General features: G+C 52.5%; 19 protein-coding genes. 14 read left to right on the top strand and 5 right to left on the bottom strand.

Annotated features, from left to right (window positions below):
* Positions 1-41: 41 nt before the first annotated feature.
* On the top strand, positions 42-2,123 hold the full coding sequence (ppk1, locus tag MKY59_RS25700) for a polyphosphate kinase 1 (protein ID WP_236414651.1): 2,082 nt from the start codon (positions 42-44) through the stop codon (positions 2,121-2,123).
* On the opposite strand, the gene MKY59_RS25695 is transcribed toward ppk1, so the two are convergent.
* Both MKY59_RS25695 and MKY59_RS25690 read right to left on the bottom strand, forming a co-directional pair.
* Positions 2,083-3,609 carry a Ppx/GppA family phosphatase gene (locus MKY59_RS25695; protein ID WP_339274456.1) on the bottom strand — a complete coding sequence of 509 codons (1,527 nt, stop codon included), beginning with the start codon at positions 3,607-3,609 and terminating at the stop codon, positions 2,083-2,085. The genes ppk1 and MKY59_RS25695 overlap by 41 nt on opposite strands.
* A 26-nt stretch (positions 3,610-3,635) precedes the next feature.
* Positions 3,636-3,887, bottom strand: coding sequence for a hypothetical protein (locus MKY59_RS25690; RefSeq protein ID WP_236414646.1), 252 nt, complete (start codon positions 3,885-3,887; stop codon positions 3,636-3,638).
* Positions 3,888-4,137: 250 nt separating this feature from the next.
* On the opposite strand from MKY59_RS25690, the gene MKY59_RS25685 reads away from it, so the two are divergent.
* Together MKY59_RS25685 and MKY59_RS25680 are read left to right on the top strand one after the other, a co-directional pair.
* Positions 4,138-4,800 (top strand): YheC/YheD family protein, encoded by a 663-nt coding sequence (locus tag MKY59_RS25685; RefSeq protein ID WP_339278478.1) that lies wholly within the window; start codon positions 4,138-4,140, stop codon positions 4,798-4,800.
* Between the two features lie 351 nt (positions 4,801-5,151).
* Positions 5,152-5,295 carry a sporulation histidine kinase inhibitor Sda gene (locus MKY59_RS25680; protein ID WP_236414644.1) on the top strand — a complete coding sequence of 48 codons (144 nt, stop codon included), beginning with the start codon at positions 5,152-5,154 and terminating at the stop codon, positions 5,293-5,295.
* Positions 5,296-5,318: 23 nt separating this feature from the next.
* On the opposite strand, the gene MKY59_RS25675 is transcribed toward MKY59_RS25680, so the two are convergent.
* Together MKY59_RS25675 and MKY59_RS25670 are read right to left on the bottom strand one after the other, a co-directional pair.
* Complete coding sequence (locus tag MKY59_RS25675) at positions 5,319-5,573, bottom strand: hypothetical protein (protein WP_236414642.1); 255 nt, start codon at positions 5,571-5,573, stop codon at positions 5,319-5,321.
* A gap of 84 nt (positions 5,574-5,657) precedes the next feature.
* A complete protein-coding gene (locus MKY59_RS25670; protein WP_339274453.1) occupies positions 5,658-6,659 on the bottom strand; it encodes an NAD(P)/FAD-dependent oxidoreductase in 1,002 nt (333 codons plus the stop codon).
* Positions 6,660-7,301: 642 nt separating this feature from the next.
* Between MKY59_RS25670 and MKY59_RS25665 the strand changes: the two genes are divergently transcribed.
* Together MKY59_RS25665 and MKY59_RS25660 are read left to right on the top strand one after the other, a co-directional pair.
* On the top strand, positions 7,302-8,495 hold the full coding sequence (locus MKY59_RS25665) for an NAD(P)/FAD-dependent oxidoreductase (protein ID WP_339274451.1): 1,194 nt from the start codon (positions 7,302-7,304) through the stop codon (positions 8,493-8,495).
* Positions 8,492-8,743, top strand: coding sequence for a hypothetical protein (locus MKY59_RS25660; RefSeq protein WP_236414639.1), 252 nt, complete (start codon positions 8,492-8,494; stop codon positions 8,741-8,743). Before MKY59_RS25665 ends, MKY59_RS25660 begins: the two co-directional genes overlap by 4 nt.
* Positions 8,744-8,833: 90 nt before the next feature.
* Here the strand turns inward: MKY59_RS25660 and hemQ are convergent, their stop codons facing one another.
* Positions 8,834-9,580 carry a hydrogen peroxide-dependent heme synthase gene (gene hemQ, locus MKY59_RS25655; protein ID WP_236414638.1) on the bottom strand — a complete coding sequence of 249 codons (747 nt, stop codon included), beginning with the start codon at positions 9,578-9,580 and terminating at the stop codon, positions 8,834-8,836.
* Positions 9,581-9,809: 229 nt separating this feature from the next.
* Between hemQ and MKY59_RS25650 the strand changes: the two genes are divergently transcribed.
* From MKY59_RS25650 to MKY59_RS25610, 9 genes are all read left to right on the top strand, one after another.
* The gene (locus MKY59_RS25650) at positions 9,810-10,103 is read left to right on the top strand and encodes a YuiB family protein (protein ID WP_236414637.1); all 294 of its coding nucleotides are present in this window, start codon (positions 9,810-9,812) and stop codon (positions 10,101-10,103) included.
* 381 nt (positions 10,104-10,484) lie between these two features.
* Positions 10,485-12,020, top strand: a complete 1,536-nt coding sequence (locus MKY59_RS25645) for a DnaD domain protein (RefSeq protein WP_236414636.1) — start codon at positions 10,485-10,487, stop codon at positions 12,018-12,020.
* Between the two features lie 1,088 nt (positions 12,021-13,108).
* Entirely contained in the window at positions 13,109-14,896 is a 1,788-nt protein-coding gene (locus tag MKY59_RS25640) for a histidine kinase (RefSeq protein ID WP_339278477.1), read from the top strand.
* 1 nt (position 14,897) lies between these two features.
* Entirely contained in the window at positions 14,898-16,427 is a 1,530-nt protein-coding gene (locus MKY59_RS25635) for a response regulator transcription factor (protein ID WP_339274448.1), read from the top strand.
* 280 nt (positions 16,428-16,707) lie between these two features.
* Positions 16,708-18,189, top strand: coding sequence for an ABC transporter substrate-binding protein (locus MKY59_RS25630; RefSeq protein ID WP_339274446.1), 1,482 nt, complete (start codon positions 16,708-16,710; stop codon positions 18,187-18,189).
* A gap of 79 nt (positions 18,190-18,268) precedes the next feature.
* Positions 18,269-19,198: an ABC transporter permease subunit gene (locus MKY59_RS25625; protein WP_236414633.1), complete on the top strand. Its 930-nt coding sequence runs from the start codon at positions 18,269-18,271 to the stop codon at positions 19,196-19,198.
* A 24-nt stretch (positions 19,199-19,222) separates the two neighbouring features.
* A complete protein-coding gene (locus tag MKY59_RS25620; protein ID WP_339274444.1) occupies positions 19,223-20,137 on the top strand; it encodes a carbohydrate ABC transporter permease in 915 nt (304 codons plus the stop codon).
* 60 nt (positions 20,138-20,197) lie between these two features.
* Complete coding sequence (locus MKY59_RS25615) at positions 20,198-22,534, top strand: glycoside hydrolase family 3 N-terminal domain-containing protein (RefSeq protein ID WP_339274443.1); 2,337 nt, start codon at positions 20,198-20,200, stop codon at positions 22,532-22,534.
* A 4-nt stretch (positions 22,535-22,538) separates the two neighbouring features.
* Positions 22,539-25,847 carry an alpha-mannosidase gene (locus tag MKY59_RS25610; RefSeq protein WP_339274442.1) on the top strand — a complete coding sequence of 1,103 codons (3,309 nt, stop codon included), beginning with the start codon at positions 22,539-22,541 and terminating at the stop codon, positions 25,845-25,847.
* Positions 25,848-26,076 lie beyond the last annotated feature (229 nt).

Below are 26,076 nucleotides of genomic sequence, written 5' to 3'. Positions count from 1 at the left end.
ATGTAACATTGATGGATATGCAACACATTCGGAGGCCAGACATGCAAAGAGATATCAAAACAGGCAATTATGTAAACCGCGATTTAAGCTGGGTCGAGTTTAATCGGCGCGTGCTGCAGGAGGCACAGGATCCTGAAACGCCTTTACTGGAACGATTGAGGTTTTTGGGAATCGTCGCCAGCAACCTGGACGAATTCATGAGTGTCAGGGTAGCGGAAACGAAGGAAAAGATCAAGGCCGGGTTTACGCAAAAGGATTTTACGGGGTATACGCCTTCCGGTCTGTATCGGCGATTGATCAAGCGCATTGGTGGAATGGTATCCGAACAATACAAAACCTATCGTGAATTGATTCGTCTGCTCGCCAAAAAAGGCGTCGTTCTTCAGGAATATGATGACTTGAATGTGACGCAGCAGCGCGCCATGGATCAATATTATCATGACATCATTTTTCCAGTGTTAACCCCAATGGCAGTGGACCAAAGCCGTCCATTCCCGCTGGTGCATCATAAATCGGTGTATTTGTCGGTGCTTCTTCAGAAGGAAGAGGAGAGTGAGGGCGAGCCCTTATTCGCGATTATTCAGGTTCCTTCCAATCTGCCGAGGGTCATTCAAGTGCCGCTCCGTGCAAACAGCAAAAAGAAAACGTTCATTCTGATCGAAGATCTGATCAAGCATCATATGACGACGCTGTTCAGCGGGTTCATTCCGCTGGCAGTGCAGGAGTTCCGGGTCACCCGCAACGCAGATCTTTCCATTAATGAAGAAGAAGCTGAGGATCTGCTCGAAGCGATTGAGAAAGAATTGCGGCGCAGACGCCGGGGGGCACCCGTCCGACTCGAAATCTGCACGGATTTTCGGCCGGACGCATTGGCCGAGCTGCAGGAGGAGTTTGAGATCGAGGACCCGGTATTCGAAATCGATGGACCGCTCGATCTCAGCTTCCTCTCGGGGTTCGTGGACAGCATTGAGGGCTTTAGCCATCTGAAGTATAGTCCCGTGCAGCCGATCTATCCGCCGGAATTTTTGCCGCGGGAGAGCCATTTCGAGTTGCTGCGCAAGCGGGATGTGCTGGTCTATCACCCGTACGAGTCGTTTGAACCGGTCACCGACTTCGTCGTTGAAGCATCGGAAGATCCAAGAGTGATGGCGATCAAGATGACGCTGTACCGGGTAAACGGCGATTCTCGCCTGATTCCGGCCTTGGCCCATGCTGCAGAGAGCGGCAAACAGGTGACGGTCGTGGTTGAACTGAAGGCACGCTTCGATGAGGAGCGGAACATTGCCTGGGCCCGCAAGTTGGAGAAGGCAGGCTGCCACGTCGTGTACGGGCTTGTCGGTTTGAAAACCCATGCCAAGATCATTCTGGTCGTGCGCAGGGAGCAAAACGGCTTGCGTCGTTACGTGCACGTGGGGACGGGGAATTACAACGAGAGTACGGCGAAAGTATATACGGACGTAGGGCTGTTCACCTCCAACCCGGTCATCGGGGAAGATGCCTCCGAGTTGTTCAACGAGATTACCGGATATTCCGGGCCCAAATCGATGAAAGCTTTCCGCGTGGCACCTGACGGCATGAAAGATGAATTGTTTGCTTTGATCCGCAGGGAGAAGGAGCATGCTCTAAAAGGGCGTCCGGCACGGATCATCGCTAAGATCAACTCGCTGTCGCACCAGGATATGATCGACGAGCTCTATTTGGCCTCCCAGGCCGGCGTGCAGATTGATCTGATCGTCCGAGGCGTATGCTGTCTGCGTCCCGGCGTCGAGGGATTGAGCGAAAACATTCGCGTCATCAGCATTGTGGATCGGTTCCTGGAACACTCCAGATTGTTCTACTTTGAAAATAACCGGAATCCGGATGTGTATATATCCAGCGCCGACTGGATGACGCGCAACCTGCAGCGCCGGATCGAGCTGATGTGTCCCGTATTCGATCCGGATTTGAAGCGGATGCTTGTGGAAATTTTGAATTTGTCGCTCAGAGACAACGTGAAGGCGAGAAAGCTCTTGCCTAGCGGCAATTACGTGTTTGTGCAAAACGAAGAACCCCCGCTGAGAAGTCAGACGGAGGCGATGGGCATCATTCCTTGGAAGCCGGAAGAATCGAATATGCTGACGTGATTTTCCATGCGTCTTCCAGATCCTTCATGGCATCTTCCAAACCTTTCAATTCGAGTAACGGCTCGGCTGTACAGGTGAAATTCATCTGCAGCGAGCCGTTTTTTTGCGTTGCCGTCATGGACGATATACGCCCGGCACGATGAATGACTTGGGCTGCTTGCACGATGGAGCCAAGATGGTGCGCATGGTGATCGTCCGATGCAAGCAAGATGTCCTTGTGTTTTTGCAGCAGTTGATTCGTTCTTTTCTTCGGATGATAGTCGGCGACCAATGCGGATAACACGGTTTCCCGGTGTGAAAGTCCGTAAATGCCGGCATTCATGATCCAATATGCAGAGTGCTGGCTGTATCGGAAGTAATTGATCTGTTTGCCGGCGCCATGCAGCATCGAGGCCACGTACAAAATGCGGTCATCTTCGGGCGACGGCTCCTTGCCGTATAAAGCACGGTACAGGGTAAGAGAGTCCTCGTATACGCATTTCAGCCGATCGGTTGGCATAGCTGGACCGAAATGAAGGAAATTGCGGACACTATCTTCCAGTGCCGTCGGCGCCAAGGGATAGAATGGAGCCAGCAAATCGCGTAAAATTCCGTCGCGCAAGCCCGCTCCGCTGACGACGTAACGGTCTCCTTGAATCAGTTCGAATACCGTGCGCAAAATGATGATGCCAGGCACGATGATATCGGCCCGGTCTTTGGCCAATCCCGGGATCTTTTTACGCTGGGCCGAGGTCAGCTGCGGCATGGACTCGTACATGGCATCCATCGCCGCAGCGCTAATCTCGTAATGATGCGTGACCGGCAACGAATATTGCGTCCGCTTCTGCTCCATTTTGGCAAGTGTACGCATGGTACCTCCCAGGCCGATCAGGGGAAGTCCGGCGTATTGGCTTATCCATTCCTGCCCGCTGAGGGCCTGGACGATTTCGCTGCGCAGGCTTTCGATATGGCTTTCCGTCCAGCGGTCTTCATTCCCGTAGCGGGCATGGGAGTTCACGGCACCGATGGGCAAAGAGATGCTATGCAGCCGTTCCCGATTGCGGAAAACAGAAATTTCCGTGCTGCCTCCGCCGATATCGACGACGTACCCGTCGTTCAGGCCAATCGACTGGATCACTCCGAGAAAACCGTAATAAGCTTCACGGTCTCCGGATACGCATTCGATTTCAAGCCCGGTTCCCTCCTCCAGCCACCCGATGATCTGATCGGCGTTAGCTGCATTCCGAATGGCTGCCGTAGCGGCTGCGTGAATTCTGCTCGTGCGAAATGCGTCACACGTTGCCTTGAATTGCTGCAGTACAGTCATGGCGGTGTCCAATGAAGAACGCAAAATCCGTCCATCTTTTTCAACCACGCTGCTTAATCTTGCCGCATATTTATCCTCATGAATGATTCGATAAGCGCCTTCTGCATCCATCTCATAGATGACGAGGCGAATGGAATTGGAGCCGATGTCGATAATGCCGAGAGTTCCTTTTTGATTCATACTTATCTCCTTCTACGCAGGGTGATCTATCCAAACTGCAACAGTGCGGCCATCGCTCCGGACGAATCCGGAAGCGGGGAGAAGGGTGTTGTCAGCATGACAACAACGATGAACGTGATAAAACAAGCGAACAAAATACAGCTTACGGCGAATCCGCGATTCCGCTTTTGGATGAACAGCCGTACTCCCGTAACAAAAAGCAGCACGGTGACAGCCAAGAGCACAATAAACATGGCGACATAGGCGATGCCGTACAATGACTTGAAAAACGATTCCATAATGAACGCTCCTTCGGTCCTCTTATTGATCCTATTACCCATATATTCTTAAGTAGCATATTACAGATTAAAGCGTTTGAAAAGCAACGTGACGCAGGCGGCGAACAAACTGCACTTGACCTTCGGACAAACAAGCCCATAAGGGAACGGCCCCCAAGGAAATGGGTCCTGGCCTTGGACAAACATCCAAGAATGGGAGGTTTCTGCTGAGTATGTATAAGGAAGGACCATTGTTCACGAAAGGAGATCAATCATGTCGAGACAACTTGCAAGCAAATGGTTAAAAACAGAAACGCTGTTGAAGTATCCGGCTGCTGCTGCGCACATCCCCCGGACCGTAGCGTTCAATGCCCCGAATTTGCGACAGATGCTCCGAACGTATGGAATGGTATATGTGAAACCGATCGTGGGGGCAGGGGGCTACGGCGTCATTCGGGTGTCCGCACACGGTGGCGTATACCGTTATAAATATAAGAGAACGACGCGTTCTTATTCAAGCTACAAAAGGATGTACCGTTCGCTTTTGCGGGTAAAGGCTAAACGAAAATATTTGATTCAACAGGGTATTCACCTCGCTACCATTCATGGAAGAGCCGTGGACTACAGGGTGAAGGTCGTCAAAACCGAGCGTGGATGGACGTTTCGTTCCATGGTGGGCCGATGGGCCCGGCGCGGCCTGTGCGTGACCAATCTGAGCAGGGGTGGAACTATGCTAAATGGAAGAACGGCTTTGAAGCACTCCTTGCCGCATGTGTCCACTGCACGAAAACGGCGGGAAATGCGCTTGCTTACACTGACCTGTACCCAAATCATGGAGAGCCGCTTTCCAGGAATAGGAGAGCTTGGATTTGACTACGGCCTGGATTATTCAGGGAAAATATGGATTTTGGAAGTGAACACCAGACCTCAATAAAACGCATGAAAAGCTTAAACAAATCCGAATGCCAGCCGATAATAAAAGAAAGCAGGTCAGGATCAGGTCAGGTTTAATCCGCGGTGCATAGGGTAATAAGACGTATCGGCCTGTAAAACTATGAATCATGCAAAAAATATTTTTTAATATATCGCCTATCGTTATATCCACAAATCCTGTGCATAAATTCTGTCCACATTATCCACGTTGGATAGTCAACATTCTTGCCATTTATCAACAAACTATGCACAGGATTTCCACAAATTGTTGTGGATAACAGAACGCTTGTTCTCTTTATGGATCTCTGATATGATAGTTTCGAGGAAAAAAAAGGAAAGGTTGTGGGTGGAAATGGCTATGTTATCCGATGAGATGTTATTGGATTCTTACCATCAAGCGATTGAGCTCAATCTCGAGAGAGATTTCATCGCCCTGCTCTTGGCTGAAATCCATAAGCGCAAACTGGATACCAATGCTTCTGCCATTCTTCACTAAAGAACTCCTCACTGCAGGCAAGGCTACAGGTTTCCGGATATGTCCCATAGAGGTTCGGACCATAACGTACGGGTCTGGCAATGGTCGCAGTACAGCACATGTATGCAACCGCTTCCTGCCTCCTCCGCATCGCCGGTAGAAGTGATGCCGGAAGTATAGGGGCTGTAAGGACCGGTGTAATCGTCCAATTTGCCGCATTCCGACAGCCCCTGAAGGCAGTGGGGACAAGCCTGCGCCGGAACAATAAGGCCATTACAAAGCGGGCATATATAAGACAAGGGTATCCCTCCTGAAGGATAAGATCGTTGTTCAGGAGTAAGATACCCTTTTTTGTGTCTTTTATGAAGGGGCTTGGCAGCCGATTAACGCTTCATGTTGCTGCTATGTCCCGGAGACAATTTCGCGTCCGGATCAAAGTATACTTTGGCATTGTTGACGGCGGTAGGCGCTTCTCCGAAACCTACGGCGATCAGCTTCAGCTTGCCCGGGTAGGTCGTAATGTCGCCGGCAGCGAAAATGCCAGGAATGGACGTTTCCATCCGGGAATCCACGACGATGGAATTGTTTTCGATGGCGATTCCCCATTCGGAGATCGGTCCAAGCGAGGAAACGAATCCAAAGTTGACAATGACGTCATCGACTTCAATCTCTTGTGTTTCTTTGGTTTTGACATGGGACAGCGTGACTTTGGTAATGCGGTCGTCACCGTGAATTTCCGAAATTTCGGTCGGCGTCACGACATTGACTTTCGAATTCATCAGGTTTTCGACACTATGCTCATGCGCACGGAATTTATCCCGCCGATGAACGAGCGTCACTTGCTCGGCAATCGGCTCAAGCATCAGCGCCCAGTCTACCGCAGAGTCGCCGCCGCCGCTGATCAGCACTTTTTTGCCGGCAAACGCGTTCAGATCGCTAATGAAATAATGAAGGTTCGTTTTTTCGAACTTGTCCGCGCCTTCGAGTTCCAGACGGCGAGGTTCGAATGCGCCGACGCCCGCAGTAATAATGACGGCTTGGGCATGGTATTCGTTTGCATCGGTTTTGACGATGAAGTGGCGCTCGTCCTTTTTCTCGACCGAAACGACTTTTTCCTCCAGACGAATATTCGGGTTGAAGTGGCTCATCTGCTCGATCAGATTATTTACCAGTTCCTGTGCAGTCACTTTCGGGAATCCGGCAACATCATAGATGTATTTCTCCGGATAGAGTGCGGCCAGCTGTCCGCCCAATTGCGGCATGCTCTCTACCAGCGTAACGGACGCTTGGCGCATTCCGCCATAGAACGCAGCGAACAATCCCGCAGGTCCACCGCCGATAATAAGCAAATCGGTCATCTCATGACCGTTCGTTTGTGCAGTCAACAATCAACAACACCTTTCTAGTTTATATAGGTAGTTACCGAAAAAAAATGGACGGATCGAACCGTATCCGTACGCGTAACTGAATATCCTTCTCAATTATAAACGTTGAAAACGGGGTTGCAAAGTTGCGTATTCGCTGAATATGGGAATAATTGATGAAGATCCGGTGAGAAAAGGATGAAATTGGAAATGAAAGGTTATGAAAAGTGGCAAAAAAGCCTTGATATTTACTAGGATTACAGCTATTCTTGTCCTGTACTATGTGTTTTTTTGTCAGAATCCTTTCCTTTTTGGCGGAGGAGGACAGCATCCATACTTTAGGCATACATGTGTCCAATTTCACAGTTGAATTGCGTTGCAATGAGCGTGCGGCCCTCCAACGGGACAAATATAGATTCGAAACGATTCTTTCATATTATGCATGCGATTCCACCGAACGTTTAACACGGATGCATTCCGCAAGCGGAGTTTGGATGAATGTAGAACGTAAAACGTAAAACGATTTCCTAAAAACCATCAAACTTTTTCGACTTTACATTTGTTGTCATAATGGATAAGACCTGTTCAATAGTTGTAAGTAAATGCAAGTTGCAACCATTCAGACATATGGTGGATGCAAGCGAAACCGGAAGGGGTAAAGACATGAGCAGCATTCCCAAGATCGTCATCCTCGGGGCAGGGTATGGCGGAGTATTGACGGCCCAGAGGCTGCAGAAAGAACTGAACTATAATGAAGCCGACGTCACTTTGGTGAATCGGCATGATTATCATTATATTACGACTCACCTACATATGCCGGCAGCAGGCACGGATACGATCGAAAATTCGCGGGTGTCGATTTCGAAGCTGATTGACGAGTTCAAAATCGACTTGGTCAAATCTTCCGTCAAGGAAATCAGACTTCAAGATCGCAAGGTCATTCTGGAAGACGGCACACTTTCCTATGATTATTTGATTATCGCGCTTGGCGGGGAACCCGAGACGTTTGGCATTCCGGGCATGCAGGAACATGCGATGACCATTCGCAGCATCAATTCGGTCAGATTGATTCGGGAGCATATCGAATATCAGTTTGCATTATATAAAAGCGACAATAAAGCTAGCCGGATCCAATTTGTCGTCGGCGGGGCAGGATTCAGCGGCGTCGAATTTGTAGCAGAGCTTGCCGATCGCATTCCGAAATTATGCAAGGAGTTCGACGTGAATCCCAAAAAAGTGCGCATCTACAATGTGGAGGCTGCCCCGTCGGCGCTGCCGGGCTTTGATCCCGAACTGGTTGAACATGCCATGGGCGTGCTGAAGAAAAAAGGCGTCACTTTCAAAATCGGCGTTCCGATCAAACAATGTTTGCCGGATGGCGTCATTGTGGGCGAAGGGGAAAAAATCGAAGCTGCAACCGTGGTATGGACCGGCGGCATTCGTGGCAATGGATTGTTGGAGCAGGCCGGACTGGAAGTGATGCGGGGCCGCGTGAAGGTGGACGAATTTTTGCGTGCGCCCGGACATGAGCACGTTTATGTCATCGGCGACAATTCGATCGTATTTAACCCTGAAGGCAGACCGTATCCGCCTACGGCCCAGATCGCAATGCAGCAAGGCGTCAACTGTGCCAAAAACATCGTGGCCGACATTCGCGGCAAAGCGCCGCAGTCTTTTGCATTTGCCAGCAAAGGTACGGTAGCTTCGCTTGGAAAAGGAGAAGCCATCGCCGTGGTCAACGGCAAGAAATACAAGGGCTGGAAGGCGGCTCAGTTGAAAAAGCTGGTGGATCTTCGTTATCTGTTCATTATTGGAGGCATTCCACTCGTGCTGAAGAAAGGACGGTTTTTTGGATGAGACACTGCAGTGTTCAGGTTCGGGGATTGCTGACGCGTGATGAGCTTGACCGGTACAACGATCTGATGAAGGTCGGCGGCTATCTGGAGGACCAAAATCAGTACGACCTCGCCTACATCGTGCAAAAAGAGGTCGACATTCTTATTTTGCCTGCCATCGAGCGATTGAAGGAGAAGAGCCGGGACAGGGACCGTGCTACAGCCGAATTTTTGGAATCGTTGAAAGCGGTAGACGCCGAAGATGAATAGCATAGAAAGAAAGCACCGATCAGGCATCCGGGGATGGATGTTGCTCGGTGCTTTTTGGTCTTGCTTTGTGCCTTGGATTGGACGGCGCTGCTACAGCTTCAGCATGTCTTCCATCGAGCTTTCGTTCAGCAAGCTTCCCACATAAAAGGAACCAAACTCGCCGTAGCGGGCGCTGACTTCATCGAAACGCATTTCGTACACGAGCTTCTTGAATTGGAGCGCATCGTCCGCGAAGAGCGTAACGCCCCATTCCCAGTCGTCGAAACCGACGGAACCCGTGATGATCTGTTTTACTTTGCCGGCATAACTGCGGCCGATCAGGCCGTGGCTGCGCATCAATGAACGGCGCTCGTCCATGGACAGCATGTACCAGTTGTCGGCCAGGTCCCGTTTTTTGTTCATTGGATAGAAGCAAATGTATTGTTTTTGAGGCAATACCGGTTTGAGGCGAGCGACGATTTCCGGATTTTGCATCGGGTCTCCACCGTCTTTGCCCAGGTAATTGCTGAGCTCGACCACGCTTACATAGGAGTAGGCTTTGGTTGTATATTGGGCAAACATCGTTTTGTTGAACGCGTTCTCGACGGCTTTCAGATCTTCCAGCGTCTCGCGCAGATGCATCATGACGAAATCGGCTTTTTGGCCGACGATGGTGTATACCGCGGTGCTTCCTTTGGAGGATTCCTCAACGTCCTTCCACTCTTTCCAAAATTCCTGCAGCTCGTCCAGCGCTACGGCGCGTTCCTCATCGTCGGCTGCTTTCCAGGCTGCCCAGTTAATCGACCGAAAATCGTGCAGGGCATACCAGCCCTCCAGCGTTGATGCTGCTTCGTTCATTGACTTGTTCCTCCTGAGGTTTATATTTTCCGAATCCCGCGAACGGGACGGGTTAGTGACAATACCGTTTTCATTGTATCCCAATCGGAAGCGGAAGGGCAAATGATTCGCGGCAAACAAAAGGGGATTTTATCCAGAAAGTTCGTTGCTTCGCCACATTTTTTACGGTAAACTAACTACGAACCGGAAGAGATGCCCAAGAGCGGAAGGAAGAGGTGAACGTCGCCCGATGCAGTTTATCCCTGTGCTGGTGCTGATGGTTTTGTTTTTTGTAATGATGTTTGGTATCGGTTTCATTTTGAATATGTTAATGAAAACGACATGGTTTCCTTCCTATCTATTCGTGATCGTGATTTTGCCTGTCGTGGTTTATTCGCTATGGGATCATGCGAGCACCCTCATGTCTCATCTGGCTTCATTCCAGATCGTTGACTATCTCACGGGTGTGGCCGGCCTGGCCGGAGCCGTCATCAGCGGCTGGGCTATTCGGAAACTTAGGCTTGGCGGTTACAAAATGTTTTGAAACAGACAGCAGTTGGTTTGATGCAACAGCCGTTAAATAAGGGGAGCCTTGTGCCTTCTTTTCCGCTTTTTGCGGAATGGGGCGAGAACAGGGTTTCTTTTTTTATGTCCAAAAAAGGAATGTTGCTGCAATTAGGCTGCATAGCATAGGGAAACAAGCGTATTTTCCATAAAGATCCTCTATTTCTCAATAGTTTCACTTGTATTTCGGTGCCGCAGCTTTTATAGTATTCTAGCAACTTTGCGAAAACGTGAATGCTGTCGACCTAGGACGAAACGGAGCGAGAACGGACCTTTTTTTCGCCTGTTTTTGGGCATTTGAGGATCGGGCATTTGTGATAGAATAGATAAACAAACTTTTGGGGAGAAGGAGATACTGGCCATGCGCATGAACAATTTGCTGCATTTTACCGAACATCACCGCTATTGCGTATACAGGGAGTTTGGGCTTAGCGCCCTGGACGACCGTATGCTGACAGGGGCTTACCAGCCTATGGTAGGTGCATTTGCGATTGGTCTTTATCGGCTGCTATTCCAGCATCTCCCCGGAGAACAGGTCGGATATTCACCACTGGAGCAGCAGCGCAGGCTGTTTATGACGTTGGGGCTTGAGCCTAGCGAAAAAGGGCGTAAATATTTGGCGGAGCAAGCGTCCAAACTGGAAGCAGTAGGGCTCCTTCAGACTTCGCGTTTGTATATTCCGGAAAACGACGATTACATCTACGAATACGAGCTGCAGGCACCGCTGTCTCCGGCTGAATTTTTCAGGACCCAGCATCTGACGCTGCTGCTTCGCGACAAAATCGGCAAATTCGCCGTTCTGTCCCTTCGTGCCGGTTTTTCTGCCCTGGAGAGCGGCGAGGCGCCATATCCGGCAGCGGCGAACAAGGAAAACATTTCGGTTCCGTTTTACGAGATTTTCGAGCTGAACACCCATGTGATCGATTATGAGCTGGAGCAGGCGCTGTCCGAGGTGTCGACGTCGGCTCAGCGTGGGGTCGCGAAGATTGGCATGGAAGAACCGACATTGAATTATGCCGACATCATTTTGCGTTTTCCGCGCGAGTCGGCGAATCGCCGCCATGTGGAAAAGCTTCGTTTTGACCATGAGCAGCTGGGCAGCGTCAACTACGTGGTGAACAAATTCAATCTCAGCGTGCAGGACGTATGCCGTTTGCTGGACGAAGACGATATCTTTACGCCGCAGGGCGAACTGCTGCTGGACGAGCTGCAGCGCAATGCAAGTCTGTTGTCGCGGCAAACGAAACGGCGCCGGGACCAACAGACCGTGCAGGCGGCGAAAGTGGTTGCGCTAAGGCAGACTATGGATGAATCGGCGCAGCAGGCGGATGCGGAACCGCCCGTGGAGCATGTGGTGCAGATGGAGTATTACGTCGAGGTGCCTCCGCAGTTTGCGAGCAAATGCGACATTCATCAGTACAACATGATGCTGCGCAACGAGCCGTATACCCGGCTGCTGCAGACCTTTTTCCCCGGGGCTGTGCCGGACAACCTGATCGACATCTTCGAGAAAATCGATCTCAGCTACAAATTGCCGGGCGAAGTCATTAACGTGCTCATTCATTATTTGATGGCATTGATGGTTTCCGGCAGCGAGCAGCGGATCAACCGCAATTTCGTCGAAGCGATCGCGTCCAACATGCTGCTCAAACAAGTCAACACGTACGAGAAGGCCGTTCAGTATATACGTGACCAATCCAAGGTCAAAGGCAAGCAGGCTGCTGGTGCAGCCGGAACACGCACGCGTACATACGGCAAGGGCACCAAACCTAAACCGGAAATTCCGATCGTACAGGATGCCGTGGCGGACAGCGACGCCATATCCGAGGAAGAGTTCGAGGAAATGATGCGGTTCGCGCAGCAGATGCAGGCCAGCAAACAGCAAGGGACATCATAGATTGGGAAATGGTTAGGCGAGGGCGTTGTGCAAGAGGGACATAGCGTGCCAAGCTTATGTAAAGGGCAGTGCCTGGATGCGAATGCTAAGCGCTGAAGCTTAACGCAGAAAGCTTACGCGGAGGGCTAACGCAAAAACGATTAACGCTAACAGCTAACGCTAACGCAGAACGTCAACACTTAACGCTAAACGCTTAGCGCACAACGCTAACGCTTAACCGCATAACGTTTAACGAACATGAGACGTCTTATTTGCAGGTTGTAGTTGCGCTGAAATTTCTAACGAACATGAGCGCCGCTATTTGGCATTATTTGGCCTCAAAGTAGCGTCGGTTGCCCGAATAGCGTGCCTGAGGTTCGTTAGAATCCCAAGACGGTACCATAACCCGGAATAAGGTGTGTGAGGTTCGTTAGCGCCGCAAGGGGAACGAGGGCTGCCAAAGGCAACGTGCCGAGCACAGTATATGAATGTTCCACCGAGTACCGTTCGTCGCACCGATGGCGTCTTGCACAAAGTGATGTTATGCGAATGCAACCATCCTGTATAAATCAAAGGCGAGCTTCCCTAGTGAAGGGGCTCGCCTTTGTCATGCTATGAACATGCAATTACATCGTAAAATCGAAATATATAAACCGCAAAAAACATACACACGTTAACGAAGAGTCAGAACCAATCTGGAGAAGCGAAGCGTTCGCCGGAAAGCATTCTGAAAGAAAGCTGCATCGGAAGCATAGGCTTATCACCAGATATTCCCCTTAATAAGGGGAATCCAAAAAAATCTGGGGATAACAGCGATCGGAAGATGGTACTGCACTCGCAGTGGCCTTGTGTGATTGATTCGTGCGGTACAAGCAAGCACGACAAAGCCGGCGTCCACGTCCTTTATAAAACGTATGGCTAACATAATATATGAAATCGTTTTCAAATAGGGCCAAATTAAAGATTGGCAGGTACAAACTAAAGAAAATGTTGGTGCGGCACGTTCATGTCAAAGTGCTAATGCTATAATCGAGACAGCAAAACGGCAAGGAGAGGAAGTCTGCGACTTGAAAATTGTTAGCGTTTACAAAAAATTCTTCCACAACAACATGTTCATGAAAATGCTGCTGATTTTTTCGGTCATCTCCATTGTCACGGTGATCACGCTGTCCTACATCATCTACCTTTCCGTATCGGATTCCATCATCCGCCGGGAATTGGATATCCAGAAAGCCGCGATGGAAAGCGTGGACCGTTATCTTCGCCTCAAGGCCGAATCGGTGCAAAACATGGTCAGGGACATCCATCAGAATGAAGCGCTGCTGTCCAATGTCGTTTACTTGATGAACCATGATTATGCCGATTACGTGCAGCATCTGACGAACGGGTATTACGCGAACCAGGATGATTATTCGGCTGACGTGCTGAAGCATTTTCAGAACACGATGGATCGCAATCCGGATATGAAACAGGTGATCCTTTACAGCGCGGAGCGTCAGGACATGTCCACCTTTGGCAACGGCAGGCCGTTCCGCAAGCTGGACGCCAATTCGGCACATTCGTACATTCCCGACGTGATGGCAATGGAGTCGCCCAGCATCGGAGCGCCGAACCCGTGGATCCGCAAAGCTGTAAACGAGCTTGATCCTGCGCTGTATTCGATCCGCGTACCGCTGAACGACCCGCAAACGTTAAGAAATATGGGACAATTTCTCGTGTTTCTCGACTCGGCGGACATTGCCAGCTCACTGGCAAGCTACGAAGACAACCTTAAGGGCGAAATCGTCGTGTTGTCGGCCAAGGGCAACGTATTGTTTGACTCGAAGAACGAATTTTACGGAAAATCCTACCCCTACCTGAATGTCGTTGAATCCCTCTTCGAGCAGACCGATCTGGACTCGATGAAGAAAGAACGCAACAGGTATATCAACAAGTTCGTTTCCGCCGACCAGGGATATGTCGTCGTTGGCAGCATTCCCGCGGCGGAGATGGCCGAGGCTTACCAAGGCATTCGCAACACCATCCTGATGATCAGCACGGTCTGTATCTTGTTCGCGGTGCTGGTTCCGGCTTTTTTCATCATCAACTTCGCGAAGCGTGCGCGCAAAATCATCAGGTTCACGCAAATGGTGAAATACGGCAACCTGAAGGCGAGAATCGACGATCCGCGCGACGACGAACTGGGTCAAATCTCGCACAGCTTCAACGACATGCTGGATGAGCTGAACTTGTATATTGAACGCGTTTATAAAGCCGAGATCAGGCAGAAGGAAACGGAGCTGGTGGCATTGCAGGCGCGAATCAATCCGCATTTCCTGTATAACACGCTGGAGGTCATCCGTATGAGAGCCGTGTCGCAGGGGGCGAGGGACGTCGGCGAAATGATTTACAGCCTGTCCGTACTGTTCAAAAGCCTGGTGCAGCAGAAAAAAAACTATACGCTCAGGGACGAGATGGAAGCCTGCCGATTGTATCTGGAGCTGTTTCGCATCCGGTACAAAGACAATTTCATCTATACGATCCAATTGGACCCCGAACTGTACGCACTTCCTGCGGTCAAGCTTTCCCTGCAGCCCATCGTCGAAAATTATGTGGTGCACGGCATGCGGACCGAATGCTCGGACAACAAGCTGTCGATCGTGGTCAAACGGGACAATGACGTCATTCAGGTGGACATTAGGGACAATGGCAAAGGCATCACGCCCGAGCGGTTGACGGAAATTGCGGAGGAATTGGAGCGGCCGGAGGAGTCGGGCCAGATGTTCGGACTGCGCAGCGTGCACAGCCGACTGCGTTTCCTGTACGGTCCGAGATTCGGGATTCGGGTGCAGAGCATCGTTGGGGAAGGGACATTCATTCAGGTGCGATATCCTTATACAGAAGGGAAAGGTGCATGATATGTACAACGTGTGCATTGTGGATGACGAGCCGTTTATCATTGAGGGGTTATACGATCTGGTGGATTGGCCCGCATTCGGTCTTCAAATCGTGGGGCATGCAAGCCATGGAAAGACCGCGCTGGACGTGCTTGCGGAGCAGCGGGTGGATATTCTGGTCACGGACATTTCGATGCCGGTCATGGGCGGGCTTGAGCTGATCCGGGAGGCAAGACGGGTGCAGCCGGAGTTAAAGGTCATCATCCTTAGCGGATTCAACGAATTCGAATATTTAAAAGAAGGCATGAAGCTTGGCATCGAAAATTACTTGCTCAAGCCGATCAATGTGGAAGAACTCGAATCGACGCTGCGGAATGCCGTCTCCAAGCTTCATCACGTTTCGGCGGCGGATACGCCTTACGATGCGTACGGCATGCAAATTTTGAAGGACAACATTTTTCATCGCTGGCTGAACGGGCAGATCGCCATGCGGGAGTTCGAGGAACGGACCCGAACGATGAATCTCTCTTTGCCGGCATCGCATTTTGCCGTGGCCATTCTTCGTGCGAAGGGAGAAGAATCCGGCTTGTTCGCTCGAACGGTCGAGCAGCTGGCGAATGAAGAACATCTTCACACGTTTCGCGATCAGGATGGGGATGTCGTTGTCATTGCAAACCTGAACGAGACGCAGGCTGCGCAGCAGGCTTTTGTGAATCGTATGACGGAGCTGTCGGAACGCCTGATTCGCACACATCCCTCGCTGTTGATCGGAGCGGGAAGCCTTGTTGCCGGGTTGGATCAGGCATCTACCAGCTATCAGGAGGCGAAAAGGGCGCTCCAATATGTCATGATCTATCCCGAACTGCGGGTGATTGACCATGCGCAGTTGGCAGCCGCAGACGTGTCCGCCGAAGGCGGACGCTCTTCTTCTTCGCTCGATTGGAAGGAATACGCCAAACTGATGCTGGCCCGGAATACGATGCAGCTGGCAGATACGATTCGCGCCGATTTCGAACATTACAGGGAGAGGGCGACGCCTGCCGTTCTGCGCAGCACCGCTTTGGAGCTGGTCATTCGTTTCAAAATGGAACTGGAGAGCATCCGGCATGCGGAAGAACTGCCCCTCTTCGAACAGGCCCTCCGCCGCATTACGGAGAGTGAGACGTTCGACGACTTGGTAAGTGCCTTGCAGCAGGTCGGAACGGAGGCGATCCGCTGCCTGCAGCAGGACATGAAAAACCCGATCGTTGCGCAAGTGCTGCAGCATATCGACGAACATTATGCAGAGGAGCTGTCGTTGAAGCTTCTGGGTGCCAAATATCATCTTCATCCGGTATATTTGGGACAGCTGTTTCAGAAAGAGACGGGCGAAACGTTTGCCGAATACATCAACAAATACCGGATCGAACGCGCCAAGGAGCAGCTGAGAAGCTCCAACCGGAAAGTGCATGAAATCGCCAGAAACGTAGGGTATTGGGAGACAGGATATTTTTATAAACAGTTCCGCAAATACGTGGGCATATCGCCAACCGATTTCAAAGTGATGGGGTAGCTACAGATGGGCAGGTGACGTCGGCACAGGCATGCAGATGAACAAAGGTCTTCCAGAAAGGAAGCTTCATGTGTTCCTGCATGTCTTTTTGCTGTAAGGATTTTGGGCTAAAAGGCATGCCGGATTAGGGGCAATCGGATACATCCATTTAATTTGTACCTCGAAATATTAAGTTTATCTTCTATTTGAAAGTGCTTTCATTCGTTAAGGTTAAAGCAGGTCGAACAACGCAGCACCAATTGCGGGCATCACACAACGACTCAAAAAGGGAGGATTAGAAATGAGTAAACAAAGAAGACGTTTTTCTCACATCCTTGCATTATTCATGGCCTTTACGCTTGTTCTGACAGCGTGCGGGGGGAGCAACAACGCCGCAGAACCGGGAGATTCGGACAATGCGGATGACAAGCCGGTAGAGCTGATCTGGTACACCATCGGCACGCCGCAAAAAGACGTCGACAAGGTCATGGAGGAAGTCAGCAAATATACCAAAGAAAAAATCAATGCCACGGTAAAGATGAAAATGGTGGACTGGGGCGATTACCCGCAAAAAATGCAGGTTAACGTCGCCTCGGGTGAACCGATGGACATTCTGTTTACCGCTTCGGGCGGATTCGATTACGTGCAAAACGCCAGAAAAGGCGCCTTCTTGGAGCTGGACGATCTGCTTACCGAGTACGGCAAGGACCTGACGGCAACGATCAACCCTGCTTTCCTGGAAGGGTCGAAGGTGGATGGCCACAACTACGGCATTCCGGCGAACAAAGAGCTTCCGCAGCAGGAAGTATGGAGATTCAACCAAACGCTGCTGGACAAATATAACCTGGACATTTCCGGCGTTCGCAGCCTGGAGAGTTTGGAGCCGCTGCTGAAAGTCATCAAGGAAAAGGAACCGAGCATCACACCGTTTGCCATGGACAAAAACTACGTGCCATACGTTCCGTATGACTACGTCATTCAAAACCTGCCGATGGCCGTCAAATTGGATACGACGGATTACAAAATCGTGAACATCCTGGAGACGCCGGAAATGAAGGAAGCACTCACAACGATGCGCAAATACTACAAGGCTGGTTACGTATCGCCGGAAGCGGCAACCACCGGTTCAACCAATGACCTGACAACGTCGGGCAAATGGTTCCTGGATCGGGCGCAGACGCAGCCGCTTGCCGACAACCTGTGGTCCGCAAGCTACGGTTACCCGGTCGTTTCGACGCCGGCAAGTGACGCGATCATTACGAACACATCCGTTCAAGGTTCGATCATGGCCATCTCCGCGAATTCCGAATATCCGGAGAAAGCGATGGAATTCCTCAACCTGCTGAATACGGACCCTGTTCTGCGCAACATGGTGGATTCCGGCATCGAAGGCGTCCATTACAAAATGGTGGATGACCTGCATATGGAAAATCTGCCTGAGTCCAAAAATTACGACATGCCTTCCTACTCGCTCGGCAACAACATGCTGCTCAACCTGAACAGCAACGATCCGGACGACAAGTGGGATCAATTCAAAAAATTCAACGAAGAAGGGGTCAACTCTCCGATTCTGAGCTTCAACTTCGATGCAAGCAACGTGTCCGCCGAACTGACGGCCGTGCAAAACGTGAAGGAACAATACTGGGCGGCACTGATGACCGGCACGCTCGACCCGGAAACCAACCTGGACCAAGTGATCGAGAAGTTCAATCAGGCCGGGCTGGAGAAGGTGATGGCCGAAGCGCAAACGCAGCTGGACGCGTGGAGAGCGGCGAATCAATAGGATTAAGGGAGAAAGGATCGGGCGGCTGCATGCTTGCGTCCGGTCCTTTTCCATTCATGCCTGAAGGGGGAGGATTTTGATGACTGCATTTTTGAAAAACCTGTTCAAAAACCGGGTTTTGCTGTTCATGGTGCTGCCAGGCGCCATCTGGTTTCTATTTTTCTCGTATTTGCCGCTCGTAGGCACCATCGCCGCGTTCAAGGAGTACCGATTCAGCCGCGAAGGCTTTTGGGCAAGCCTGATCAAGAGCGAATGGGTAGGCTGGGACAACTTCAAATTTTTGTTCAGCACCAACGATGCCTGGCTGATCACGCGCAACACGCTGCTGTACAACGTTGCCATCATTTTTCTGGGCCTCGTATTTGCGGTCGGGCTTGCCGTTCTGTTATCCGAGCTTGTGAACAAACGGCTGGCGAAAACGTACCAAACGGCCATGTTCCTGCCATACTTCCTGTCCTGGGTCATCGTCGGTTATTTCGTGTTCAGCTTTCTGAGCATGGACCGCGGCATGCTGAACCAGATTTTGGGCTGGTTTGGAGCTGAACCGGTTCAGTGGTATTCGGAAACGAAGTATTGGCCATACATCCTGATTCTCGTCGCTCTATGGAAAACGGTGGGTTACAACAGCATCGTCTACCTGGCCTCGATTCTGGGTATCGACCGTTCGCTCTATGAAGCCGCGATGATCGACGGCGCGAGCAAATGGCAGCAGATTCGGAACATTACGATCCCGATGCTGTCTCCCATCATTATTATCATGACCCTGCTTGCGGTCGGGCGCATTTTTTATGCGGACTTCGGGCTGTTCTACCAGGTGCCGCGCGACTCGGGAACGTTATACGCCGTGACCAACGTGATCGACACATACGTGTACCGTGGTCTGAAGGTCAGCGGAGAGATCGGCATGAGCACTGCGGCAGGCTTGTATCAATCCGTCGTCGGTTTCGTGCTTGTCATCATTTCCAACTACGTCGTCCGCAGAATCGACAAGGACAGCAGCCTGTTCTGACGCAAAGGAAAGGGGAGATTCACCTTGGCACAACTCGTTAAAAAACGCGACTTCCACCACGTATCCCGCGGCTGGAACGTCATTTTGAATATTGTGGCCAGCTTGTTCGCTTTGATTTGCGTGTTTCCGTTCGTGTTCGTGGTCATCATCTCGCTTACCGACGAGAAGGTGCTGGCGAGCGAAGGGTACCGGGTCATTCCGTCCGAATGGAGCTTTGCTGCATACCGATTTATCTGGCAGAGCGGGGACACATTGCTGCGCGCGTATGGCGTCACCATTCTGGTGACGGTGCTGGGCACGATCATCAGCTTGATTTTGATGTCGCTGTACGCCTACGCCGTTTCCCGCAAAAGCTTCCGATACCGCCGATTTTTTTCCGTGCTCGCCATTTTGACCATGCTGTTCAACGGAGGCATGATCCCGACGTACATGGTCGTGTCCCAATTGCTCGGATTGAAGGATACGATATGGGCGCTGATTTTGCCGCTGGCGATGAATGCCTTTTATATCATGATTTTGCGTACGTTTTATTCCACCAGCGTTCCCGACGCGTTGATCGAATCCGGGAAAATCGACGGTGCGGGCGAATTTTATGTGTTCCTGAAAATCGTGCTTCCGTTGTCCCTGCCGGGACTGGCCACGATCGGGCTGTTCAGCACGCTCGGTTATTGGAACGACTGGTTCAACGCGCTGCTGTATATCGATAACCCCAACCTGGTGCCGCTGCAGTCGATGCTGATGCGAATCGAATCCAGCATTCAGTTCATCCAGCAAAATTCGGCCAACAGCTCGATGAGCTTGGCGGCAATGCAGTCGATTCCGCAAGACACGTCGCGGATGGCCATGGTTGTGCTGGCGACGCTGCCGATCATTTTCGCGTATCCGTTCTTCCAGCGTTATTTCGTGCAGGGACTTACGGTCGGAGCCGTCAAAGAATAGGGTCGAGAGAGAAAGCATAAGAGCTGATCGGGATAATCGATGGAAGGAGCGGTTCACACAATGATGATCTACAAGGATCCCAGCAAGCCGGTTGAAGAGCGGGTGAACCACCTGCTGAGCCTGATGACGACGGAAGAAAAGGTAGGCCAGCTTGTCCAGCCTTTCGGCTGGCAAGTGTACAGCCATGAGGCAGGGCGGATCACGCTGACCGAAGCATTCAAGGATCAGATCGCAAGCGGAGGCGTCGGCTCGCTGTACGGCACCCTGCGCGCCGATCCGTGGACAGGAGTGACGTTAGACACCGGATTGTCCGCACGGGAAGGAGCCGAAGCGATCAACCTGATCCAGAAATACGCCGTGGAGCATTCCCGGCTCGGCATTCCGCTGCTCATCGGGGAAGAATGTTCGCACGGCCACATGGCGATTGGCGGTACCGTATTTCCGGTCCCGCTGCTGCTCGGCAGCACATGGAACGTCGATCTTTACCGGAAGATGTGCCGTGCCGTTGCGAGGGAGACACGGGCACAGGGGGGAGCCGTAACGTATTCCCCGGTGCTGGACGTGGTTCGCGACCCGCGCTGGGGACGCACGGAGGAATGTTTTGGCGAAGATCCGTTCCTGATCGGTGAAATGGCGGTCGCTTCCGTGGAGGGGCTGCAAGGCGAACGGCTCGACGCGGAAGATGCACTCGCAGCCACGCTTAAGCATTTCGTGGGTTATGGCAGCTCGGAAGGCGGGCGCAATGCCGGACCGGTGCATATGGGGTGGCGCGAGCTGCTGGAGGTTGATTTGTACCCGTTCCGGAAAGCGGTGCAGGCTGGCGCGCAATCGGTGATGCCGGCTTACAACGAAATTGATGGTACGCCTTGCACGGTAAACCGGGAACTGTTGGATGGCGTTCTTCGCGAGCAATGGGGGTTCGACGGTCTGGTCATTACGGACTGCGGCGCCATCGACATGCTTGCCAGCGGTCATGACGTGGCGGCGGACGGCATGGATGCAGCGGTGCAGGCTTTGCGGGCCGGGATCGACATGGAGATGTCCGGCACGATGTTCGGGCAATATCTGATGCAGGCCGTCCAGGAAGGCAAGCTCGAGCCTCATGAGCTGGACCAGGCCGTAAGCCGGGTGCTGACGCTGAAATTCAGGCTGGGCCTGTTCGAACATCCTTATGTGGATGCGGACCGGGCCGCTGACGTGATCGGCAGCGAAGAACATGTGCGGCTGGCTCGCCAGCTGGCAGCAGAGGGCATCGTTTTGCTCAAAAACGAGCATAAGACACTGCCGTTGTCCACGGCTTCGGCAGGACGCATCGCAGTGATCGGGCCAAACGCCGATCAGCCTTACAACCAGCTTGGGGACTATACATCGCCCCAGCCAAGATCGCGAGTCGTCACCGTACTGGACGGCATTCGCGCCAAAGTGGCCGCCTCGCACGAGGCGCTGAAAGATGAGCGGGCGAAACCGGACGATGGGGTCCTGTATGCGCCAGGCTGCCGCATCAAAGGGGATGCTGCGGAAGGCTTCGAGCATGCAATCGCCACGGCGGAAGCCGCAGATACGGTCATCATGGTGATGGGCGGCTCCAGCGCGCGCGATTTCGGCGAGGGCACGATCGACCTCCGAACGGGAGCTTCTGTCGTATCAGGCCATTCGTGGAACGACATGGACTGCGGGGAAGGCATCGACCGCATGACGTTGGGATTGGCCGGCGTGCAGCTGCAGTTAATGCAGGAAATCGGCAAGCTGGGCAAAAACCTGATCGTGGTGTATATCAACGGCCGTCCCATCGCGGAGCCATGGGTGGATGAACACGCCGATGCCATCGTGGAGGCCTGGTATCCCGGTCAGGAAGGCGGCCATGCCGTCGCCGACGTGCTGTTCGGCGACGTGAATCCGTCCGGCAGGCTGACGATCTCCATTCCGAAGCATGTCGGCCAGCTGCCGGTCTATTACAACGGCAAACGTTCGCGCGGCAAACGGTATCTGGAGGAAGACCTGGAGCCGCGGTATCCGTTCGGATACGGGCTTAGCTATACCACCTTCGAGTATGGCGTGCCAAAGCTCGATGCCGCATCCATTACGTTGCACGAAACGGTTACGGTATCGATAGAGGTAACCAACGTGGGGCCGCGAAGCGGTGCCGAGGTGGTGCAGATGTACGTCACCGACGTCACCAGCGAGATGACCCGTCCGGCGAAGGAGCTGAAGGGATTCGCAAAGGTCATGCTGGAGCCCGGCGAAACGAAGACGGTTAGCTTTTGCGTCGGGGCGGAGCAGCTGCAATACATTGGCCGGCATCTGCAGCCTGTTGTCGAGCCAGGGCTGTTTCGCGTCCATATCGGCAGAAACGTGAACGATACGCAATATGCGGAACTGCACGTAAGGGAGGGATAGGAAAATGGAACGTATCAAACGATGGATCGCCGAGCTGTCCCGGCATCAATGGCTGGAACAGCGGGAATTGCGCAGCTGGGAGATCCGCCGCGCCAATTATGTTTTGCCGGGACAATACGAGGAAGAGACGGCGTATACCGAGGGCGAAGGCTTGGATGTTTTCCCCAGCGTGCAGGGCACGACGTATTTTTTTCGGACACGACTGGAAATTCCGGAATCTTGGAGGGATGCTCCCTTCGGGCTTGTATTCGAGTCTGGAGGAGAAGGGCTGTTAAGGGTTAATGGGCGCTCTTATCAAGGATTGGATCGCAATCATACCTACGTGACGCTGGATGCCTCCCGGATCGGGGATCGTCCCGAGCTGGAAATCGAACTGTTCGATCCTGTGCCGGAGCCCGTCGATCCGCTCAACCATCAAGCGGTGATCCAACCGCCGATTACGTCCGTGTCAAGTTTGCTGGTCCGACCGAACGAGGCGGTGCGCAGTTTGATGTATACGGTCACCATCGTGCGTGATTCGGCGGCGCTAATGCCGGAAGCTGAGCTGCGCCGGGTGCGTTTGCTGGAAGCATTGCACCAGGGCATGGATGCTTTCGTGGGCATGACGAAACAGGAGATCGAGCAGGGTGAAGGCATCCGCGCGATTGAGCAGCAATTGCGTACGAACGTGCGCGGCATCGGCGGCAATGCGGAGGGGCTGGAGCATATGATCGGCCAATCCCATATCGACATTGCCTGGTTATGGCCCGTGCGGGAAACGGTGCGCAAGACCAGCCGCACCTTTTCCACCGTCGATGCTCTGATGAACGAATATCCCGATTATATGTACACGCAAAGCCAGCCTTTGCTGTATGCCTTCCTGAAGGAGAACGATCCCGAATTGTACGAACGGGTCAAAGCCCGGATTGCCGAAGGGCGCTGGGAGCTCGTTGGCGGCATGTGGGTGGAGCCTGACCTGAACATTCCGAGCGGCGAATCGCTGATGCGCCAAATGCTGTACGGCCAGCGTTTCTATCAGGAGGAATTCGGCAAGACGTCGCGGATCGAATGGCTGCCGGATACGTTCGGGTATTGCGCTTCATTGCCTCAAATCCTGAAGCATGGCGGCGTGGATTACTTCATGACGACCAAGCTGGGCTGGAACGATACCAATGTGTTTCCGCATGATCTGTTCCATTGGGTAGGGATTGACGGCACGGCTATTTTGTCCTACCTCAATCATGGCGTCAATGAGCACACGCTGTCCAAGGACATTCACGACCATTGGCAGTCGTACCGCCAAAAAGCCGAACATCCCGAGCAGATGCTGCTGTACGGGCATGGAGACGGCGGGGGCGGCGTAACCCGGGAAATGCTGGAGTACGTGCAGCGCACCGAGCTGATGGTCGGCCAGCCGAGCCAACGTTACAGCACGGCAGCAGCTTTTTTCGCAGGGATCGAACAGCGGGGGCCGGAGCTTCCGGCGTGGCATGGCGACCTGTATCTGGAGCTGCACAGGGGCACGTACACGACGCATGCTCGCAACAAGCGGCACAATCGCCGGGCTGAGAATCTGTACCGGGAAGCGGAGCTGTGGCATGTATTGGCTCGGCCGGAACTGGATGAGCAAAGCGATACCTCGCTCCGTTCGAGTTTGCATGATGGCTGGAAGTTGATCCTGCTTAACCAATTCCACGACATCATCCCAGGTTCGGCCATTACCGAGTCTTACGTGACTTCCGAGCAGGAGTATGTGCGCGTTATGGAGCTGGGAGAACAGGGGCTTGCACAAGGACTGCATTGCCTGGCCGCAGGCATGGATGTGAACAGGCCGGGGGACGGCGTGCCATACGCGGTGTTCAACGGCTTCGGCTGGAAACGCAGCCCGGTAGTGAAGCTGCCGGGAACGGATAGCCACGATATAGATGTACAGGCAAAAACAAAAGTCTATGTCGTCACAGACGGTGCCGGACAGGAATTGCCTATGGATGTTGGAGAAGATGGCATTTCTGTACGCGTCGAGGATATTCCGGCCTTCGGATATCGCGTCATCTGGCTAACGGCCTGCGATGTGCAAGCCCATTACGGCACAGATGGCCAGCGGGATGCTGGAACGGTTAACGGCATGAATCAAGATGCGTTGGCGGAAAGTGATTCCAGGCAACAACCTATGGCGGAGTTGGCCGCGTCGATGGAAACACATGCTGAACCGAGAGAAGACAATTCACAGCAAGTGATTGACCCGAGCCCAGGATGCAGCGAATTCGTGGATACCTGGGAAACCCCGTTCTATCAGGTACGCTTCAATGCCAATGGCGAAATCATCCGCTTATGGGACAAAACGGCGAAGCGCAACGTCCTCAAGCCCGGGGAGGGAGGCAACCGGTTTTATTTTTTCCATGACCGTCCGTTGCTCTGGGATGCTTGGGATATCGACAGCCGTTATGAACATCAAGTTGCTGGCGAAGCCGAGCTGCTGGAGCAAAAGTGGGTACTCGCTGGCCGGACGAAGGACGTGCTGCGTTTCCGCTGGCGGCTGCATGATTCGTTCATTACGCAGGACATCGTGTTCTACCATCATGACCGCCGCATCGATTTCAAAACAAAGGTGAACTGGAAGGAAGAGCACAAGCTGCTCAAAGTGGGCTTTCCCATCGACGTGGTGACGTCCAAGGCGACGTACGAAATCCCGTTCGGCGCGCTGGAGCGGCCGACGCATCGCAATACGAGCTGGGAACAAGCCCAGTATGAGGTATGCGGGCACCGTTTTGTGGACGTGTCCGAGTACGGGTACGGCGTCAGTTTGCTGAATGATTGCAAATACGGATACGACGTGCAGGGAAGCACCATCCGGCTTTCATTGCTGCGCGCGCCAAGATGGCCCGACCGAACGGCAGACCTGGGCGAGCATCACTTTACGTATGCGTTGTATCCACATGAAGGGGATTGGCGAAGCGCGCATACGGTGCGCCGGGCATCCGAACTAAACAGTGAAGCAGCCGTAATGCGGATCGAAGGAGAAGACAAGGATGGCGCGGTAAATACAGCGTTAAGTCCATCATCTGACAGGGATGCTTGGATTCGGCTGGACAGCAAACACGTCATTCTGGATACAGTCAAAACGGCTGAGGATGGCAACGGCACGGTGCTCCGGTTTTATGAATCGGCGGGCTCGCGCGAGCGGATCGTCCTGAGATGGCCTCATGCCTTCGGGCAGGCTTATCTCTCCAATGCGTTGGAAGAGGTTGGAGAGCCGCTTGAAGCCAACGACCGGCAGATTGAACTGCATTTCGCACCGTACGAAATCAAAACCGTACTTTTGCGCGATATATAAGAGGAACTGAGATAAGCACATCAACGGAGAGGCAGAACCAATCTGGAGAAGCGGAGCGGTCCTAAAAGCTTTCTGAAAGAAAGCTCCATCGGAAGCGTAGTCTTATCACCGGATTTTCCCCTTGACAAGGGGGTTCAAAAAATTCGGGGATAACGGTGATCGGAAGATGGTACTGCACTCGAAGTGTCCTGGTGCGATTCATTAGTCCGGCTTAAATAACGGAAAAAGA

The sequence above is a fragment of the Paenibacillus sp. FSL W8-0426 genome (genome assembly GCF_037969725.1).
Classification (GTDB): Bacteria; Bacillota; Bacilli; order Paenibacillales; family Paenibacillaceae; genus Paenibacillus; species Paenibacillus hubeiensis.
This window is presented reverse-complemented; position numbering and strand designations above follow the sequence as displayed.